12 protein-coding genes are annotated in these 17049 nt (G+C 73.3%); 2 read left to right on the forward strand and 10 right to left on the reverse strand.

What is annotated here, in order from left to right:
- Positions 1-21: 21 nt before the first annotated feature.
- The 3 genes from ngcE to ACSNOA_RS22835 all read right to left on the reverse strand — a co-directional run bounded on the left by ngcE (position 22) and on the right by ACSNOA_RS22835 (position 4471).
- On the reverse strand, positions 22-1434 hold the full coding sequence (gene ngcE / locus ACSNOA_RS22825; RefSeq protein WP_436661248.1) for an N-acetylglucosamine/diacetylchitobiose ABC transporter substrate-binding protein: 1413 nt from the start codon (positions 1432-1434) through the stop codon (positions 22-24).
- A gap of 248 nt (positions 1435-1682) precedes the next feature.
- Positions 1683-3176 (reverse strand): CoA-acylating methylmalonate-semialdehyde dehydrogenase, encoded by a 1494-nt coding sequence (locus ACSNOA_RS22830; protein WP_436661250.1) that lies wholly within the window; start codon positions 3174-3176, stop codon positions 1683-1685.
- On the reverse strand, positions 3173-4471 hold the full coding sequence (locus ACSNOA_RS22835) for an aspartate aminotransferase family protein (RefSeq protein ID WP_436661252.1): 1299 nt from the start codon (positions 4469-4471) through the stop codon (positions 3173-3175). Before ACSNOA_RS22835 ends, ACSNOA_RS22830 begins: the two co-directional genes overlap by 4 nt.
- A 325-nt stretch (positions 4472-4796) precedes the next feature.
- Between ACSNOA_RS22835 and ACSNOA_RS22840 the strand changes: the two genes are divergently transcribed.
- Positions 4797-5822: a hypothetical protein gene (locus ACSNOA_RS22840; RefSeq protein ID WP_436661254.1), complete on the forward strand. Its 1026-nt coding sequence runs from the start codon at positions 4797-4799 to the stop codon at positions 5820-5822.
- Positions 5823-5875: 53 nt separating this feature from the next.
- On the opposite strand, the gene murD is transcribed toward ACSNOA_RS22840, so the two are convergent.
- The gene (murD, locus tag ACSNOA_RS22845; protein WP_436661256.1) at positions 5876-7222 is read right to left on the reverse strand and encodes a UDP-N-acetylmuramoyl-L-alanine--D-glutamate ligase; all 1347 of its coding nucleotides are present in this window, start codon (positions 7220-7222) and stop codon (positions 5876-5878) included.
- 104 nt (positions 7223-7326) lie between these two features.
- Here murD and ACSNOA_RS22850 point away from each other — a divergent pair, with 104 nt between their 5' ends.
- Entirely contained in the window at positions 7327-8679 is a 1353-nt protein-coding gene (locus tag ACSNOA_RS22850; protein WP_436661257.1) for a hypothetical protein, read from the forward strand.
- Between the two features lie 33 nt (positions 8680-8712).
- On the opposite strand, the gene ACSNOA_RS22855 is transcribed toward ACSNOA_RS22850, so the two are convergent.
- The 6 genes from ACSNOA_RS22855 to ACSNOA_RS22880 form a co-directional block, all read right to left on the reverse strand.
- Complete coding sequence (locus ACSNOA_RS22855; protein WP_436661258.1) at positions 8713-10518, reverse strand: PucR family transcriptional regulator; 1806 nt, start codon at positions 10516-10518, stop codon at positions 8713-8715.
- A 52-nt stretch (positions 10519-10570) separates the two neighbouring features.
- Positions 10571-11152: a hypothetical protein gene (locus ACSNOA_RS22860; RefSeq protein ID WP_436661259.1), complete on the reverse strand. Its 582-nt coding sequence runs from the start codon at positions 11150-11152 to the stop codon at positions 10571-10573.
- A gap of 37 nt (positions 11153-11189) precedes the next feature.
- Positions 11190-12077: a TrmH family RNA methyltransferase gene (locus ACSNOA_RS22865; RefSeq protein WP_436661261.1), complete on the reverse strand. Its 888-nt coding sequence runs from the start codon at positions 12075-12077 to the stop codon at positions 11190-11192.
- Positions 12078-12449: 372 nt separating this feature from the next.
- On the reverse strand, positions 12450-14660 hold the full coding sequence (locus tag ACSNOA_RS22870; RefSeq protein ID WP_436661263.1) for a transglycosylase domain-containing protein: 2211 nt from the start codon (positions 14658-14660) through the stop codon (positions 12450-12452).
- A gap of 251 nt (positions 14661-14911) precedes the next feature.
- On the reverse strand, positions 14912-15712 hold the full coding sequence (locus ACSNOA_RS22875) for a hypothetical protein (protein ID WP_436661264.1): 801 nt from the start codon (positions 15710-15712) through the stop codon (positions 14912-14914).
- 227 nt (positions 15713-15939) lie between these two features.
- A complete protein-coding gene (locus tag ACSNOA_RS22880) occupies positions 15940-17046 on the reverse strand; it encodes an SPFH domain-containing protein (protein ID WP_436661266.1) in 1107 nt (368 codons plus the stop codon).
- Positions 17047-17049 lie beyond the last annotated feature (3 nt).

Genomic DNA, 17049 nt, shown 5'->3' on the forward strand with positions numbered 1-17049 from the left:
CCGTCCCCACCGGCCCGGACGTCACGCGGCCCGCTTGTACTTCTTGATCGAGGTGTCCTGGGCGATCGAGTCGGCGCCCTTCTGGCACTGGTCCAGGAACTCTGCGGGGCTGGTGCGGCCGCTGAAGAACTCGCCGCACGCCGCGTCGACGAGTTCGCGCTCCAGCTTGCGGTAGAAGTTGTTGTAGACCCAGTTGAAGCCGTTGCTGCCCGAGGCGTCCAGCGCCTTGACCACCGTGGTCAGGCCGAACGGCAGCTCGACGCCTTCGGTGGACCCGGCCACCACGGTCAGGCTGGAGACCTTCCGCGTGAAGTCCTGCGCGCCCTTCTTGGACAGCATGACGCGGAAGTACTCCAGGCCCCCGGCGACGTTCTTGGCCTTGGTCGGCACCATGAACGGCTCGCCTGCGGTGCCCCGCAACGCCTCGAACGGCAGCTTGTCGCCGCTGCCGAGGCTCGGCGTCGGCTGGATCGTCATGTTGAAGCCCGCGGGCGTGACCTTCTTCTGCTCGTTCTCCAGCCAGGAGCCGCAGGAGATGAAGGCGGCCTTGCCCTGGCACCAGGCGGTCTGCGACTGGATGTGGTCCAGGCCCGGCGACCCGTCCAGGATGAACTTGTCCTTGACGATCTGGTACCACGCGTCCGCGGCGGTCTTCATGGCGTCGGACTTCCAGGCGTTGGGCTCCAGGTTGTCGATGGCGGTGGCCACGGATGGTCCGCCGAGCTTGATGGCGGTGGCGATCACCGGCCAGCTCATGTAGCGGGGGTGTTTGCCGGCGTACGTCCACGGCGCCATGCCGGCGGCCTTGATCTGCCGGCAGAGCGCGATGTGGTCGTCCCAGGTCTTGGCGTACTGCCAGCCGCGGTCGGCGAAGAGCTTGGTGGAGTGCCAGATGCCGTAGGCCGTGTAGGTGTAGTTCAGCACGAGGAACTGGCCGTCGTACGACCCGACCTCCACGGCGCCGGGCAGCAGCGTGTCGCGGACGGTCTTGCCGGGGATGTCGAGGCTCGGCGCGTCGAGCAGCTCGGCCAGGTCGGCGATGGCCTTCTGCGACACCAGGCCGTTGAAGTCGATCTGCCCGCCGCCGGAGTTGTTCACCACGTCCGGCGGGGTGCCGTCGACGAAGCGCGGCTGGAGCGTCTTGTTGATCTCCTGCGTGGCCGAGTGCTTGATCTCGGCCTTCGGGTACTTCTCCTTGTACATGGCCTCGTGCGACTTCGCGTAGTCCTCGCCGAAGCCACCGTTGAAGATCACGACCTCGAGCGGGGCGTCCTCCTTGACCCCCAACGGGTTCTGCTCACTCTTCGTGCCCTTGTAGGTCTCGCCTTTGTCGTCGTCGCCACCGCCGGTGGCGCAGCCGGCGAGCAGACCGGCGGCGGGAGTGGCCAGCAGGCCGGCGGCGGCGCTGCGCCGCAGGATGTCACGCCTGTTCATGCTCTCTCCTCGGGTCGGGCCGGGCGACCGCCGATGGTGGGGGTGACGGTCGCCGTACGAGGCGCAGGGGGGACTGTTGATTGTCTTCAGTTCACAGAGTGTTGCTGAAGAATTTCTACGGCAGCCGGGCCCGGACTTCAAGACCTGGGCACCGAACCGTTATCCACCGTCGTTCGTCCACCGGCAAAGCGGACGCGCCGGGCCCCGGTCGACATTCTTCCGACCGGGGCCCGGCGCGCCGCCCCGTCTCAGCTCTGGACGGGGAAGCCGAGGTTCACCCCGCCGTGCCGAGGGTCCAGCCACCGGCTCGTGACGACCTTGCTCCGGGTGAAGAAGCGCACCCCGTCCTCGCCGTGGGCGTGGAGGTCACCGAAGAGCGAGGACTTCCAGCCGCCGAACGAGTGGTACGCCATGGGCACCGGAATCGGTACGTTGATCCCCACCATGCCGACCTCGACCTCGTGCTGGTAACGCCGGGCCGCCCCGCCGTCGTTGGTGAAGATCGCCGTGCCGTTGCCGTACGGGTTGGCGTTGACGAGGTCCAGCGCGTCCTCGTACGAGCCGACGCGCAGCACGCTGAGCACCGGACCGAAGATCTCGTCGGTGTAGACCGACATCTCGGGGGTCACGCGGTCGAACAGGGTCGGCCCGAGCCAGAACCCGCCCGCGTCGCCGTCCGGCTCGACGTCGCGGCCGTCCACCACCGCCACGGCACCGGCCGCCACCCCGGCCTCCACGTAGGAGCGGACCCGCTCCGCGTGCGCGGCGGTGACCAGCGGACCCATGTCGCATCCCCGCCGACCGTCCCCGGTGCGCAGCCCCGCCATCCGCTCGGCGATCTTCCCGACCAGCGTGTCACCGACCGGCTCGACGGCGACGAGGGCGGAGATCGCCATGCACCGCTCCCCCGCCGAGCCGAAGCCGGCGTTCACGGCGGCGTCGGCCGCGAGGTCCAGGTCGGCGTCCGGCAACACCACCATGTGATTCTTCGCCCCGCCCAGCGCCTGCACCCGCTTGCCCGCCGCCGTGCCGCGCTGGTAGACGTACCGAGCGATCGGGGTCGAGCCCACGAAGGAGACGGCCCGCACCTCCGGGTGGTCGAGCAGCGCGTCCACCGCCTCCTTGTCGCCGTTGACCACGTTCAGCACGCCGTCGGGCAGCCCGGCCTCGACGAACCACTCGGCGAGCAGCAGGGCCGCGCTCGGGTCCTTCTCGCTGGGCTTGAGCACCACCGCGTTGCCGCAGGCCACGGCGACCGGCACGAACCACAGCGGCACCATCACCGGGAAGTTGAACGGCGAGATCACGGCGACCACGCCGAGCGGCTGACGCAGGGTGTACGAGTCCACCTCGGTGGAGACGTTCTCGCTGAACGCGCCGCGCAGCGCCGACGGGATGCCGCAGGCGTACTCGATCACCTCGAGGCCGCGCTGCACCTCGCCGGCGGCGTCGGCGAGGACCTTGCCGTGCTCGGCCGTGATGACCTCGGCCAGCCGGTCCCGCCGCGCGCGCACCAACTCCCGGAACGCGAAGAGCACGGACGTCCGCCTGGCGAGCGACGCGTCGCGCCAGGCCCGGGCCGCGCGCGACGCGGCCTCCACCGCCACCGCGACGTCCGCGGCCGAGGCCAGCGAGACCGCACCGGTACGCCGCCCGGTGGCCGGGTCGAACACGTCGCCCCGCCGCTCGGAGGTCCCGACGAACCGCTTGCCGTCCACGAAGTGCCCGATGACCGCGCTCATGCCGGCACCTCGGCCGCGCCGCGGATCGCGTCGACCAGGATGGCGAGGCCCTCGCGGGCCTCCTCCTCGGTGAGCGTGAGCGGTGGGCCCATCCGCAGCACGTTGCCGTGGAGGCCGCCCTTGCCGACGAGCAGTCCACCGGCCCGGCACGCCTCGAACACCCGCGCCGTGCACGCCGGGTCGGGCTCGCTGCTGCCCGGATGGACGAACTCGACGGCCAGCATGAGCCCCTTGCCGCGTACCTCCGCGACGCAGTCGAGGCCGCCCACGGCGGCGCGCAGGCCGTCGGCGAGGATCGCGCCGGTGCGGGCCGCGTTGGCCTGGAGGTCGTGGTCGAGCAGGTAGTCGAGCACGGCGTTGCCGGCGGCGGTGGAGACCGGGTTGCCGCCGAAGGTGGAGAAGCTGATGGCCGGCACGGACTCCAGCACCTCGGCCCGGCCCACCACGCCGGCGAGCGCGAAGCCGTTGCCGATGCCCTTCGCGAACGTGAGCAGGTCCGGGGTCACGCCGTGCGCCTGGTAGCCCCAGAAGTGCTCGCCGGTGCGCCCCCAGCCGGTCTGCACCTCGTCGGCGATGAACAGGATGCCGGTCTCGTCGAGCACCTTCTTCCACGCGGCGAAGAGGCCGTCCGGCGGGTGCACGAAACCGCCGACGCCCTGGATCGGCTCGGCGATCAGCGCCGCCACGTCGCCCGCCGTCTGGGTGGCCAGCACCTCGCGCAGGTCCTCGACCGCGGCGTCGACCTGCTCGTCGGGGCCGAGCCGGGCGAGCAGGCCGCGGAGCCGCTCGCCGGAGTGCAGCCAGGCCACCTGGAGCGGGTTCAGCGGGCTGGCCGACCAGCCACGGTTGCCGGTGACGCCCATCGCCGCGTACGACCGGCCGTGGTAGCTGTTGCGCACGGCGAGGATCTGGTGCGAGCGGCGGTGGTTGGTGGCGACGAGCAACGCGGCCTCGTTCGCCTCGGTGCCGGAGTTGGTGAAGAAGACGCGGGCGTCCGGGATGCCGGAGAGCCGCGCGATCTTCTCGGCCAGCTCGACCTGCTGCCGGATCAGGTAGAGCGTGGAGCTGTGCACGATCCCGGTCCGCACCTGCCGCTCGACCGCCTCGCGCACCTCGGGGATGTCGTAGCCCAGCATCGTGGTGAGGACGCCGCCGAAGAAGTCCAGGTACGTGCGGCCCTCGGCGTCGGTGACCCGCCGGCCGGAGCCGGAGACCAGCTCGATCGGGTCCTCGTAGTACAGCGGCATCCAGGACGGGAGCACGGCCCGGTGCCGGGCCAACAGATCGGTGGTCATCGTCGCACCCTTCGGTTCGCGGTTACCGCACGCTTTCACCACCGTCGAGGCGGGGACAAGAGCCAGCGTGTAGCGCGAGCATCCGCCCGGCCTGACACAACGTCAACGGTTTCCGTCGCCGATGTGCACTCTGGACGCGCTTCCGGTGACCAGACCCGCGTTGGACCGACGTTTTCCGCGCAGTACGCGAGCAGGCGCAGCGCCGCCGCGACCAGCGCGAAGGGTGGCCCAGCCCGTGGTGCGGGCGGCTACCAGGCCGCGACCCAACGGCCAGCAGCACGCCGTACCGCCCGGCCCGCCGTCCGCCGGCCGGTACGATCCGACCGTGCCCGAGCGTCCCACCCCGTCCTCGCCCGGGACCGCGACCCCGGTCACGACGGTCACCGAGGTGACGCCGCTGCCACTCGCTCGCGGGGCGTTCGCCGCCGACGCCGGCGCGATCGTCGACGGCATCGCCGCGTGGATCGCGTCCGCCCCGCTGCGCGGGCTCGTCGACCGGTTCGGCGGCCGGTGGCCCACCGGCGACCTCGCCGCGGTGCTGGCCGGGCTCGACGACTTCTCGGCGCGGCACTGGGACTTCCGGGCCGGCCGGGAACGGCCCGAGGCCCGCGAACCGGCCCTCGACGCCGCCACGGCGGGGCTGGTGCGGGACGCGGCGGCGGCGCTGGGCCTGGTCCACGCCGTCCCGCCGGCCCTCCCCCGGTACGCCCACCTGCTGGTCCTCGGCGGGCTGGCGCACGCCTGCCTGCGGCGGGTGTCGTACGCGGCGCACCTGCTGAGCCGGGGCGTCCGGGTGACCGGCGAGGTGGCGGTGCTGGGCAGCCACCGCCCGCTGTCCGACGTCGAGCGGCGGACGCTGGCCGAGGCCGGCGTGGCCGGCGGCGAGACCGAGGTGGACGCGCTCGACGCGGCCGTCCGGCTCGCGTTCGGGGTGACCGGGCCCGCGGAGCGGGACGGCCTGGACGCCGGGCATCCCCACCACTCCTGGTCCTCGCGCACGTACCGCCCGGCCGGCGCCCCGCCCGTGCGGGTGCTCGCCGCGCCGTCCAGCGAACCGGAACGACGTCGGGCCCACACCGCCGACACCCAGCGGTTCTGGGCCGGGCACGCACGGCTCGCCGCACGCGACGAGGTCCTGCTCGTCACCGCCCCGATCTACGTGCCGTTCCAGCACTGCGACGCGCTACGGACGCTCGCCCTCCCGTACCGCTGCGGGATCGACACGGTCGGCGTCGACCCGGCGCTGCCCGACCTGGCCCGGCTGCCCGAGCCCACCCTCACCCCGGGCCGCTACCTCCAGGAGATCCGCTCCGCGATCCGCGCGATGCGCGCCCTGCACGCCGCCCTCTGAGCCGCTCGGGCGGCTCGGCGGAACCGGCGCCGGCGCCCGGCCGGCACCGGCGCTCAGCCCGCGGTGTCGCGTACGGCCTGCGCGAACGCCTCGGAGCGGTGCTCGAAGTTGCGGAACCGGCCGTAGCTCGGGGCGGCCGGTGAGAGGAGCACCACCCCGCCGGCCGGGGTCAGCTCCCGGGCCCGCCGGACGGCGTCCACGAGGTCGTCGACGACCTCGGCGTGCACCTTCGGCAGCCCGACGAGCGCCTCGACGATCCGGGACCCGCTGTCCGGGATGCCGATGACGGTGATCTCCCGCTCGGCGACGTGGTCCCGCAGCGGGGTGTAGTCGAGCCCCCGGTCGGTGCCACCCACGATGACGGTGAGTGGCCGTCCCTCGTACGCGTCGATGGCGTGCATGGCGGCGTACGGGCTGGTGGCGAGGGTGTCGTCGACGAAGGTCAGCCCGGACGGGTCGGTAATCTCGGTGAGCCGGTGGGCCAGGCCCTGGAACCCGGCCACCGCGAGGGCGAGCGTGTCCTTCCGGGCCACCACGTCCACGCCGAGGGCGTCGAGCACGGCCAGCGCCACGCACAGGTTGCCCTCGTTGTGCCGGCCGACGAGCGGCAGCACGGCGCGCGGGAAGAGCGGCTGGTCGCCGAGGTGGAACCAGGGCGCGCCGTCCGGGCCGGTCGCCACGTGCGCGGTGTCCGGCAGCCCGGCGCGGACGGCCGCACGGTCGCCCAGTTCCAGGGCGAGCCGGGGGTCGTGGCCGTTGACCACGACGGTGCGCGGCCCGTACGCGAGCAGGTTGAGCTTGTCCCGGTAGTACTCGGCCTCACCGCCGTGCGCGTCCAGGTGCTCGGGGAACAGGGCGGTGACCACGGCGACCCGCGGCGAGTCGGTCAGGTCGCTGCACTGGTAGCTGGAGAGCTCCAGCACGTACAGCTCGGCCTCGGGCAGGTCCAGCAGCGGCACCCCGATGTTGCCGCCGAAGACGTTCGGCCGGTCCACCGCGTTCAGCAGGTGACTGATGAGGCTCGACGTGGTGCTCTTGCCCTTGCTGCCGGTGACCCCCACCGTACGGTCGGCGTGGTCGGCCATCCACAGCGCGGTGCCCTGGGTGACGGTGGCGCCCCGGCGACGCAGCTCGACGAGCCACGGGTGGGTCTGCGGCACCCCGGGCGAGCGGACCACCACGTCGGCGGCCGCGAGCCGGGCGAAGCCCTCCTCGCCGGTGACCAGGGGGGCCGCCTCCGCGAGCGGCCCGTCCCAGGGCAGCGAGAGGAAGTTCGCGCTGTCGTCGACGGCGACCAGCCCGGCCGGGCCGTGCGCGGCGATGGCGGTCACCGCGGCCCGGCCCTCCCGGCCGGTGCCCCAGACGGCGACGGTACGTCCGCGCAGGTCAGACAGGCGCACAGGTGATCTCCTCCGGGGTGGGGACGGCGGTCGGCGGCCACGGACGCGGCACCCGGTCCGGCACAGCCGGACACGGCCGGACGAACCAGGGCCTAGTATGGCGTGTGCGCTACGAGCAACTGCGGCGGATGGACGCCTTCGGTTTCCCGTCCTACTCGATCGACCTCTCCACCGGTGAGGCGCTGTTCGACTACATTCTGACCGGTCCCGCCGGCGAGCAGCGGTTCACCGAGGTGGTGACGTTCCCGCTGCCGGACGCGCCGCCCTCCGAGGAGGCGGTCGCCGCGCTCGGCCGGGTCCTCGAGCTGCTGCACGTGGTCGCCGGGGTCAGCTACTACAAGGCCGCGGCGCCCGGCCGGCTGGTGCTGCCGGCGCCGCTCGGGCCGGCCGCCGCCGAGCTGGTCACCGCGATCTACACGAAGGGCCTCGGCGAGTACGCGTACCGCAACCAGCTGCCGCACGTGCTGCAGCTCACCCCGGAGATCCCGAGCGGGTCGGTCAAGCCGCTGGCGCCGCTGGACAACGCCGACGGCCGCCCGCTTTCGGCGGTCGGGGGCGGCAAGGACTCGATCGTCACCCTGGAGGCGCTGCGCCGGGCCGGCTTCGACCCGGTGCCGTTCTCGGTGAACCCCAACCACGTGATCGTGTCGGTGAACGAGGCGTCCGGGCTCACGCCGCTGGCCGCCCGCCGGCGGATCGACCCGGTGCTGTTCGAGCTGAACGCCGCGGGCGCCCGTAACGGCCACATCCCGGTCACCGCCATCAACTCGCTGATCGCCGTGGCCACCTCGGTGCTGCACGGGTTGGGGCCGGTGGTCATGTCGAACGAGCGTTCCGCGTCCGACCCGAACCTGATCTGGAACGGTCACGAGATCAACCACCAGTGGTCCAAGGGCGTCGAGGCCGAGGGGCTGCTGCGCGCGGCCCTCACCGAGCACGCAGGGCTCGCCGAGCCGTACTTCTCCCTGCTGCGGCCGCTGTCCGAGCTGCACATCGCGCGGCTCTTCGCCGGCATCGACCGCTACGACGACGTGGTGACCAGTTGCAACGCGGCGTTCAAGCTGCACGACGCCAGTGAACGCTGGTGCCGCGACTGCCCGAAGTGCCGGTTCGTCTTCCTCGCCCTGGCGCCGTTCATGTCCCGGGACCGCATCACGCACATCTTCGGCGGTGACCTGCTCGCCGACGAGGCACAGATCCCCGGCTACCGGGAGCTGCTCGGCGTGGACGGGCACAAGCCGTTCGAGTGCGTGGGCGAGGTGGAGGAGTCGGTCGTGGCGCTCGGCCTGCTCGCCGAGCAGGAGCAGTGGCGCGACGCGCCGGTCGTCCGCGCCCTCGTCGACGCCGTACCCGACACAGCCTGGTCGACCGTCGCCACCTCGGACGTCTTCACCCCCGGCGGCGGCCCCAACCACGTGCCGCCCGCGTACGCCAAGGTCCTGACAACCCTGACCTGACCGCCCGGCCCGGAATGGGCAGGGCAGGGGGCGTCAGGGGGTGCGGATGGCGTCCAGGGCCAGCAGGGCCACGTGCAGGGAGAGGCAGGCGTCGACGGAGTCCAGGTCGGCGTCGAGGATCCGGCCGATGCGCGCCAGCCGCTCGTAGAAGGCCGGCCGGGACAGGTGCGCCGCAGCAGCCGCCGCCGACTTGTTCCGGCCCTGTTCGAGGTACGCGCGCAGCGTGCCGAGCAGCTGCTCCCGGGGGTGCTGCGCGTCGTACGCGAGCAGCGCGCCCAGTTCCCGCTCGACGAAGGTCTGCACCCGGGGCTCGTCGCGCAGGAGGTGCAGCAGCCCCGCGAGCCCGACGTGCGGCAACCGGAAGATGGGCAGGTCGCGGCGGTCCCTCCGGGCCGCGTCGGCGATCTGCCGGGCCTCGACGAGCGAGCGGCGCGCCTCACGCAGGCCACTCACGCCCGAGCCGGCGGCGACGATCACCCCGCCGGGGCGGCCCGCGCCCATCGGTCGGGCGGCCTGCCGGGGAACGGCGTCGTGTCGGGGCGTCGCCGGGGCGTCGAGGCACGTCCGGCGCAGCACCGTGGCGAACGTGCCGAGCGCCCGCTCCTCGGCGCCCGCGTCCGGCAGGGCCAGCAGCACGCCGACCACGTGGTCGTCCACCGCGCTGGTCAGCGCGGTGAGCCGCGTCTCGCGCAGCGCCTGCCCGACCGCCTCCGCGAGGTCCCGCAACCGCGCCGGACCGGTCGACGGGCCGGGCTCGCCGCGGTCGCCGGCCGGGACGCCCTCGCCCGGGTCGTCGACGCGGAAGCGCACCATCACGCCGACCAGGTGCCGTCGGTCCAGCGTCACGCCGAGCGCCTTGGCCCGCAGCGCCACCTCGTCCACGGGCAGGGAGTGGTCGAGCAGCGCGGTGAGCAGGGTGCGGTGGATCTGCCGCTCCAGCCCCTCGGCGTCGCGGCGGATCAACCGGCCCAGCGCGAGGGTCGAGGCGGCCCGCTCCACCAGGATGGTGAGCCGGGTCGGGGGGCTCTGAAGCGCCCGCGCCGGCTCCGCGCCCAGCGGCCGCCGGCCGTCCGGCACGGCGGCCGGCAGGAGGGGCCGGGCGGTGGCCAGGTCACCCTCGGCCGGCCAGCGCAGCAGCAGCCGCCCCCAGTCCTGGCCGCGGGCGCCGACGGCCGTCACGAGCCAGCCGCTGTCCGCGTCGTACGCGGTGCGCCCCGCCGGCCGGACCCGCCGCGAGTGCTGCTCCCAGCCGTCCAGCAGCAGCTCGGCGCTCTCCCCCGCCGGGTCGTACGCGAGCACCTGCCGGGACAGGTTCTCCAGCACCACGGGGCAGCCGGAGAGTTCCGCCGCCTGCCGGACGACCTCGCCCGGCCCGGCGCCCTCCACCGACAGCTCGGTGAACCGCTGGTGGATCTCCTCGGTGGCCCGCAGCTCGGTGAGCTGGGCGTCCACGATCAGCGCGTGCACCGCCTCGGTGATCCGGACGAACGGGGTGGCCCGGCGCAGCTCGACGAGGGGCAGCCCCCGCCGTTCGGCGGCCGCCGCCATCACCCGCGGCACCCCGGTCAGGTACCGGCGGCCCAACTCGACGACGAGGCCGGAGACCCCCACGTCGGCAAGGTCACCGATGAACGCGCGCAGCCCGGCGTCGTCGGCGGGCAACCCGATGCCGGTGGTGAGCACCAGCTCGCCACCGCCGAGTAGGGACGCGATGTCCGGCACCTCGGCCACGTGCACCCAGCGGACCGGCCGGTCCAGCCCGGCGTCCCCGGCTACCAGTCGCGGCGCCCCGTGCCGGACCGGGTCCAGGGCGAGGACCTCACGCACCGTAGGGAACACGGCCGCAACGCTACCGTGCGTGACACCGGTCAAGGTAACCGGCGCGCGGCAGTCACCAGCTCGCCGTGAACCGGTACCAGCCGTCGCCGAGGGCAGCAAAGCGGGGCGTCTCGAACGAGCCGTCCGCCATCCCGCCGGTCGGGCCGTCCGGAAGGTAGGCGAACCCGGCGTCGTCGAAGAACGCCCCGTTCGCCTCGAAGAAGATCACCCCGCCGGGGACGTGGCGCGCCGACGTGATGCGGTACGTGCCGATCCTCTCGGGCACCGTCACGTAACTCCGTCCTCCCGTCGTGCCCTCCGGCGGGGGCAGGTCGTCGACGACGGCCTGGAACGGCCCCCGGCTCAGCTCCCACCGCAGATGCAGCGGGGCCCGCGTCACCAGCAACACGACGGTGACTACCGCGAGGACCGGGGCAACGGGCAGCCACCACGGAAACGTCCGACCGGCGGAGTGCGACAGCTGCGCGCCGACGGTCCAGATCAGCGCCGACATGGCGAGGACAGTCAGGCCGACGCCGGCGAGAATCACCGAGAATCCCGGGACGCTGAACGCCCAGAGGAGGATCGCCGCCCCGAATACCCCGACCAGGTGCGCCGCCCACACCACACGGCGGCGCTTCGCGAGCAGTTTCACCCCGGGGACCCTATCTGCCGCACGGTCGGTCTGGGGCTCAGAGCGGGTCGTCGCGGCCCAGCTCCCAGCAGGCCACGGCGGTGGCGGCGGCCACGTTGAGCGAGTCCACACCGCGGCGCATCGGGATGACCACCCGTACGTCGGAGGCGTCCATGGCGGCGCGGGTCAGGCCGGCGCCCTCCGCCCCGAGCAGCAACGCCGCCCGGGCACGCTGGGCCGCGTCAAGCCGTTGGATCGCCACCGCGTCCGGCGCCGGGGTCATGGCGAGCACGGTGAAGCCGGCCGCGCGGACCTCGGCCAGGCCGTCCGGCCAGGGCTCCAGCCGGGCGTACGGCACGGCGAAGACCTCGCCCATGCTGACCCGGACGCTGCGCCGGTACAGCGGGTCGGCGCAGGACGGGGAGAGCAGCACCGCGTCCACCCCGAGCGCGGCGACCGCGCGGAAGATCGCGCCGAGGTTGGTGTGGTTGTTGACGTCCTCGAGGATCACGACCCGGCGCGCGGTGGCGAGCACCTCGGCCGCCGTGGGCAGCGGCCGGCGGCGGAACGACGCCAGCACCCCGCGGTGTACGTGGAAACCGGTGGCCCGTTGCAGCACCTCCTGGCTCGCGGCGTAGACCGGCGCGTCACCGGTGTCCAGGTCGGCGAGCTGGTCGACCCGCTTGGCGTCGACCAGGAACGACCGCGCCGGGTAGCCGGCCCGCAGCGCCCGGCGCAGGACCAGCTCCCCCTCGGCGATGAACAGCCCGTGCGGGGGCTCCCAGCGGGTACGCAGCTCGACGTCGGTCAGCGCGCGGTAGTCGGCGATCCGCTCGTCGTCGGGGTCGGTGATCTGGTGGACGGGCACCGGACGATTCTGCCGGACGCCCCCACGGGCGGCCCACGCCCCGCCCCGGCTCAGCTGTCGCCGGTGGTGCGGCAGCATCGCGCGACGATGTGCCGCGCGAGCCCTGCCCGATCACCCGTTCGCACGCTGTCGAGCTGCCCCAGATGTGGGGCACGCCGGCGGCTGCCGGCGCTCGCCCGAGCCGGCGAGACCCGCGTACTCAGATCTGGGGCACGCCGGCAGCCGCCCGCGCTCGCCCGAGCCGGCGAGACCCGCGTACTCAGATCTGGGGCACGCCGGCGGCCGCTCGCGCTCGCCCGAGCCGGCAAAACCGGCGTACTCAGATCTGGGGCAGCTCGACAGGGTCCGCGCGCCCGTTCCGCTCCCGCTGCCGGTCGCGCCGAAGGGGCGGCGGGCACGCGCGGGCCGGCACCCGTGGTGGGCGCCGGCCGGGGCGTGGGAGTTCCGGCGTCAGCCGCGGCGGTTAAGCCAGCGGTCGAGCAGCGATCGGTCGTCGGAGGGCCGACGTTCGTCGGACGGCCGTCGCTGCTCCTGCGCCGGGGGCCGCTCCACCGGTCGGCGCGGCTCACCGGCCAGCTCGCGGCTCGGGGCCGTGAAGCCCTTCTCCGGCTCGCCCTTGACCGCCGTGACGATCACCCGGGCCACCGCGTCGATCACCTTGGCCTGCACGGCCGAACCCACCGAGTCGGTCGGGTCGTCCGGGTTGGCCGCGATACCGGCGACCGCGACCTGCGGGGTGAACCCGACGAAGGTCTCGGTGGCGTTCTCCTCCGAGCTGCCCGTCTTGCCGGCCACCGGTCGACCGTCGAGGATCTCGTTCACCGAGGTAGCCGTGCCGCCGTTGCACTGTCCGTACGCGGACTGCTGCCCGACCGGGCAGCGCGCCGCGTCGGTGGCGGCCCGCGCCACGTCGACGTCGAGCACCCGCTTGCAGGACGGGTCGCCGACCGGCACGCGCTCGCCGTTCGGCGCGGTCACCGAGGTCACCGGCAGCGGCGAGCAGTACATGCCCTCGGCCGCGACCGTGGCGTACGCGTTGGCGAGGTCGAGGGGCGTGGTGGCGGCGACGCCCAGGGTGAAGGACCCCCAGTTCGCCGCGTCGTTCTTCGCGAACGTCGCGTCCGCGTCGGCCCGGAAGGTGATGCCGAGCCGCTGCGCCATCTCGACCACCTTGTCCTGGCCGACCTGCTCCGCCAGCCAGACGAAGTACGTGTTCACGGAACGGCCGAAGCCGTCCCACATCATCCGGTAGCCGTCCATCCAGTCGGGGTTGTCGTTGGCCGGGCACCAGTGGCCGTCGCAGGTGCCCTCCCCCTCGGCCGGGTAGCGGGTGGGCAGCTTGGCGGGCGCGTCGAAGCCGGTGGACAGCGTCCGGCCCGACTCCAGCGCGGCGAGCATCGTGAAGAGCTTGAACGTCGATCCGGCCTGGTAGCCGTCGACGCCGCCACCGCCGGAGATCAGCGGGTTGACGGTGTTCGGATGGTTTTCCTGCCCGTTCGGGTTCGGGTCGAGGCTGTAGTGCCGGTTCACCGCCATGGCGAGCACCCGGCCGGTGCCGGGCTCGACCGCGGCGACCGGTAGGGCGCGCTTGTTGTCGTACCCGTACACCGCGGTGGCCTGCTTCTGCGCGGTGGCCTGGATCTGCGGGTCCAGCGAGGTGACCACGGTGTAGCCGCCGCGGCGCAGCGCCTGCTCCCGCTCCTCGACGGTCGACCCGAACGCCGGCTGCGTGAGCCACCAGCGGCGCAGGTAGTCGCAGAAGAAGCCCCAGTCGTCGTGGCCCTGGGCGACGGCCGTGCAGCCGTTGGGCTGCGCGGTCGGGTGCAGCGCCAGCTTCTCCGCCTTGGCCTGCGCGGCCTGCGGCGCGGTGATCGCCCCGGTGTCGACCATCGAGTCGAGCACGTACGCCCGGCGGGCGAGCGCCGCGTCCTTGTCGCCGTCGATCGGGCTGTACGCCTCCGGCGACTGCACGAGCCCGGCGAGCAGGGCCGACTCGGCGAGGGTCAGCTGCGCCGGCTCCTTGCCGAAGTACCGCTGGCTGGCGGCCGCCACGCCGTACGCCCCGGAGCCGAAGTAGGCGATGTTCAGGTACCGGTTGAGGATCTCGTCCTTGCTGAGCGTCTTCTCCAGCTGCGAGGCGTACCGGATCTCCTGGAGCTTGCGGCCCACGGTCTGGTCGGTGGCCGCCTGCCGCTCCTCCGCGGTGCGGGTCGGGTCGGTCTTGAGGACGTTGCGGACGTACTGCATGGTGAGCGTCGAGCCGCCCTGCTCGGTGCCGCCGCCCTTGACGTTCGCGACGAGCGCCCGCGCCAGCCCCCGCAGGTCCGCGCCGCCGTGCGAGTAGAACCGCCGGTCCTCGGCCGCCACGATCGCCTGGCGCATGACCGGGGCGATCTCGGACAGCGGGACGTCGGTGCGGTTCACGTCGTAGAACGTGGTGATCAGCGTCTTGCCGTCGTTGGCGTAGAGGTAGGAACGCTGCGGCGTGGCCGGCGTGCGCAGCGCGTCCGGCAGCGCGGCGTACGCCCCGAGCGCCGACCGGGTGGCGAACCCGAGCAGCAGGTTGCCGGGCAGGGCGGCCGCCGCCAGGGCGAGACCGGCGAGCAGGCCGGCGAGCAGCACGGTGACCAGCCGCGACAGCGGCGAACGCAGAGGGGCCATGGTCCCCAGGATTGCCACGAATGCCACCAACCGACCAGCCTGCGCACTGGTTTGTCAGCAACTTCACCGCCCCACCCCAGCAACCTCCCACCAACCCTCCGGCCCGAGCGCCCCAACCCCGCCCCGAGCCCGGTGATCAAGAGGTTTGCGTCAGCGAAGGGCCGGATCCTGACCGAAAGCTCTTGATCACCGGGCCGTGAAGGGACGGGGTCGGGAAGGGACAGCGGGGAGGCGTGGGCGGGCAGGGGACCTCAGGCGGGTGAGGGGCCGCCGGGGGTGGCCGGGGGTGGGCCGGCCGTGGTCACGCTCGCCGAGGCGGCGTCGCGGACGATGTCCTGCGGTACGAGCCGGCCCGAGCGGTAGCCGATCCCGATGCCGGCGATCAGTGCGAAGATCGCGCCGAAGGTCTGCAGCGACCCGACGAGAGCGCCACCGAGCCCGAGCAGCGGAGCGGCGATCATCAGCATCACCCCGTCGCCCATGCTGAACGCTCCGGACCGCGCCACCGACCAGCCGGTGAGCAGCCAGCCGACGCTGTAGCAGGTGGCCCCCACGAGCACCAGCGTCCGGGCGTTGGTGCCGAAGACGGGCGCCTGCTCCGCGAGGCCCGCGAACGGCAGCATGAGCACGGTGCCGGCGATGCTCACGAGCAGCCCGGTGGCGGCGACCCGGCGACTGCGGGTCGCGGCCAGCAGCCCGGTGAGGGCCAGCAGGGCGAGCAGCCCGAGCCATACGGCGGCCACCCAGCCCACCAGGTAGACCGGCCGCCCGTCGGCCGGGTACGGGTCGTTGCCCACCCCACCGTCGCTCGCCATCGCGACCACGCCGTAGAGAACGGCGTACGCGGGGAGCAGCCAGACCGCCGCGCGGGCGAACCGGCGTACCGACCAGGCCCAGCTGGCGTTGGTGGCCGGGCCGGGCGCCGTGGGCTCACCGACGAACGGCAACACCCCGAACCCCCCGCCGGTACGCCGTGTGCCGAGCGGACCGGTCGGGTCGTGCGCGCCGGGAACCGGGGCCGAGGACCAAATCCGCTTCGCCGGATCCTTCATGCGTCACCTCGCTCCTGCACGAGCGGTGCGGGACGCGCCGGGGCGCCCCGATGCCTGGTCACCACCCGTCCTCGGACCGATGGTTTCAGGCACCGGAGCGCCCCATGAGTCTTTTTCGCATTTCCGCGTGACGCGCCCCTGCGCCGCCGGCCGCCGCCCGCTCGGCCGGATCGGCGGTTACCCGCCGGCGCCCGCGGCACCGGCCCCGCCGACCCGACCGGCCCGGGTCAGCCCCGTTCGCGCTGGTCGGCCGGGTCGTTCACCAGGCTCGCCGGCGACACCGGCTCCGGCGCGGGCAGCCCCGCGCGGGCGCTGCCACCCGTGGCCTGCGCCTCGGCGACGCGTACCTCGTCGTGGATCTCCTGGGCGGCGGTCGCCGCGGCGTGCGCGGCCTCGGCCGCCTCCCGCTCGACCTCACCGGCGCCCTGGGAGGCCTCGGGCGACGGCGCGTCGCCCACCATGCCGGCCAGCCCACCGAGCGCGCCACCCATGCCCTCGAGGGCCTTCGTGAGCTCGGCCGGCACGATCCACACCTTGTTGGCGCTGCCGTTGGCGATCTGCGGCAGGGCCTGCAGGTACTGATACGCGAGCACCTTCTGGCTCGGGTTGGCCTGGTGGATCGCGTCGAAGACGGTACGGATCGCCTTCGCCTGCCCCTCGGCCTGCAGGATCCGCGCCTGCCGGTCACCGTCGGCGCGGAGCACGGCGGCCTGCTTCTCACCCTCGGCGGTGAGGATCTGCGACTGCTTGAGGCCCTCGGCGTTCAGGATCGCGGCGCGGCGGTCCCGCTCGGCGCGCATCTGCTTCTCCATCGAGTCGCGGATGCTCGGCGGCGGCTCGATCGCCTTGATCTCGACCCGGGTGACCTTGATGCCCCACCGGCCCGTCGTCTCGTCCAGCACGCCCGAGAGGTGCCGGTTGATCTCCTCGCGGCTGGTGAGCGCCCGCTCCAGGTCGAGCGAGCCGATGACGTTCCGCAGCGTGGTCACGGTCAACTGCTCGATGGCCTGGAGAAAGTTCGAGATCTCGTACGTGGCCCGGACCGAGTCGACGACCTTGAAGTAGAGCACCGTGTCGATCGAGACGACGAGGTTGTCCGAGGTGATCACAGGCTGCGGCGGAAAGCTGACCACCTGCTCCCGCATGTCGACCTTGGTGCGTACCGCGTCGATGAACGGCACCAGGAGGTTGAGCCCCGGGTTGAGCGTGCGCTTGTACTTCCCCAGCCGCTCGACCACGTCCTGGCGCTGCTGCGGCACGATCCGCACCGCCTTGGCCAGCGTCACCACAGCGATCAACGCCACGGCGATCACCAGCACCGTTATTGCTGTCATCCC

The sequence above is a fragment of the Micromonospora sp. URMC 103 genome, from assembly GCF_051386435.1.
Lineage (GTDB): Bacteria > Actinomycetota > Actinomycetes > Mycobacteriales > Micromonosporaceae > Micromonospora.

Excerpts from the sequence above, each read along its gene's own strand:
- ACSNOA_RS22865 (WP_436661261.1), bottom strand. The coding sequence starts at position 12,077 with ATGCTGCCGCACCACCGGCGACAGCTGAGCCGGGGCGGGGCGTGGGCC.
- ACSNOA_RS22880 (WP_436661266.1), bottom strand. The coding sequence starts at position 17,046 with ATGACAGCAATAACGGTGCTGGTGATCGCCGTGGCGTTGATCGCTGTG.
- ACSNOA_RS22870 (WP_436661263.1), bottom strand. The coding sequence starts at position 14,660 with ATGGCCCCTCTGCGTTCGCCGCTGTCGCGGCTGGTCACCGTGCTGCTC.
- ACSNOA_RS22875 (WP_436661264.1), bottom strand. The coding sequence starts at position 15,712 with ATGAAGGATCCGGCGAAGCGGATTTGGTCCTCGGCCCCGGTTCCCGGC.
- ACSNOA_RS22835 (WP_436661252.1), bottom strand. The coding sequence starts at position 4,471 with ATGACCACCGATCTGTTGGCCCGGCACCGGGCCGTGCTCCCGTCCTGG.
- ACSNOA_RS22830 (WP_436661250.1), bottom strand. The coding sequence starts at position 3,176 with ATGAGCGCGGTCATCGGGCACTTCGTGGACGGCAAGCGGTTCGTCGGG.
- ngcE (WP_436661248.1), bottom strand. The coding sequence starts at position 1,434 with ATGAACAGGCGTGACATCCTGCGGCGCAGCGCCGCCGCCGGCCTGCTG.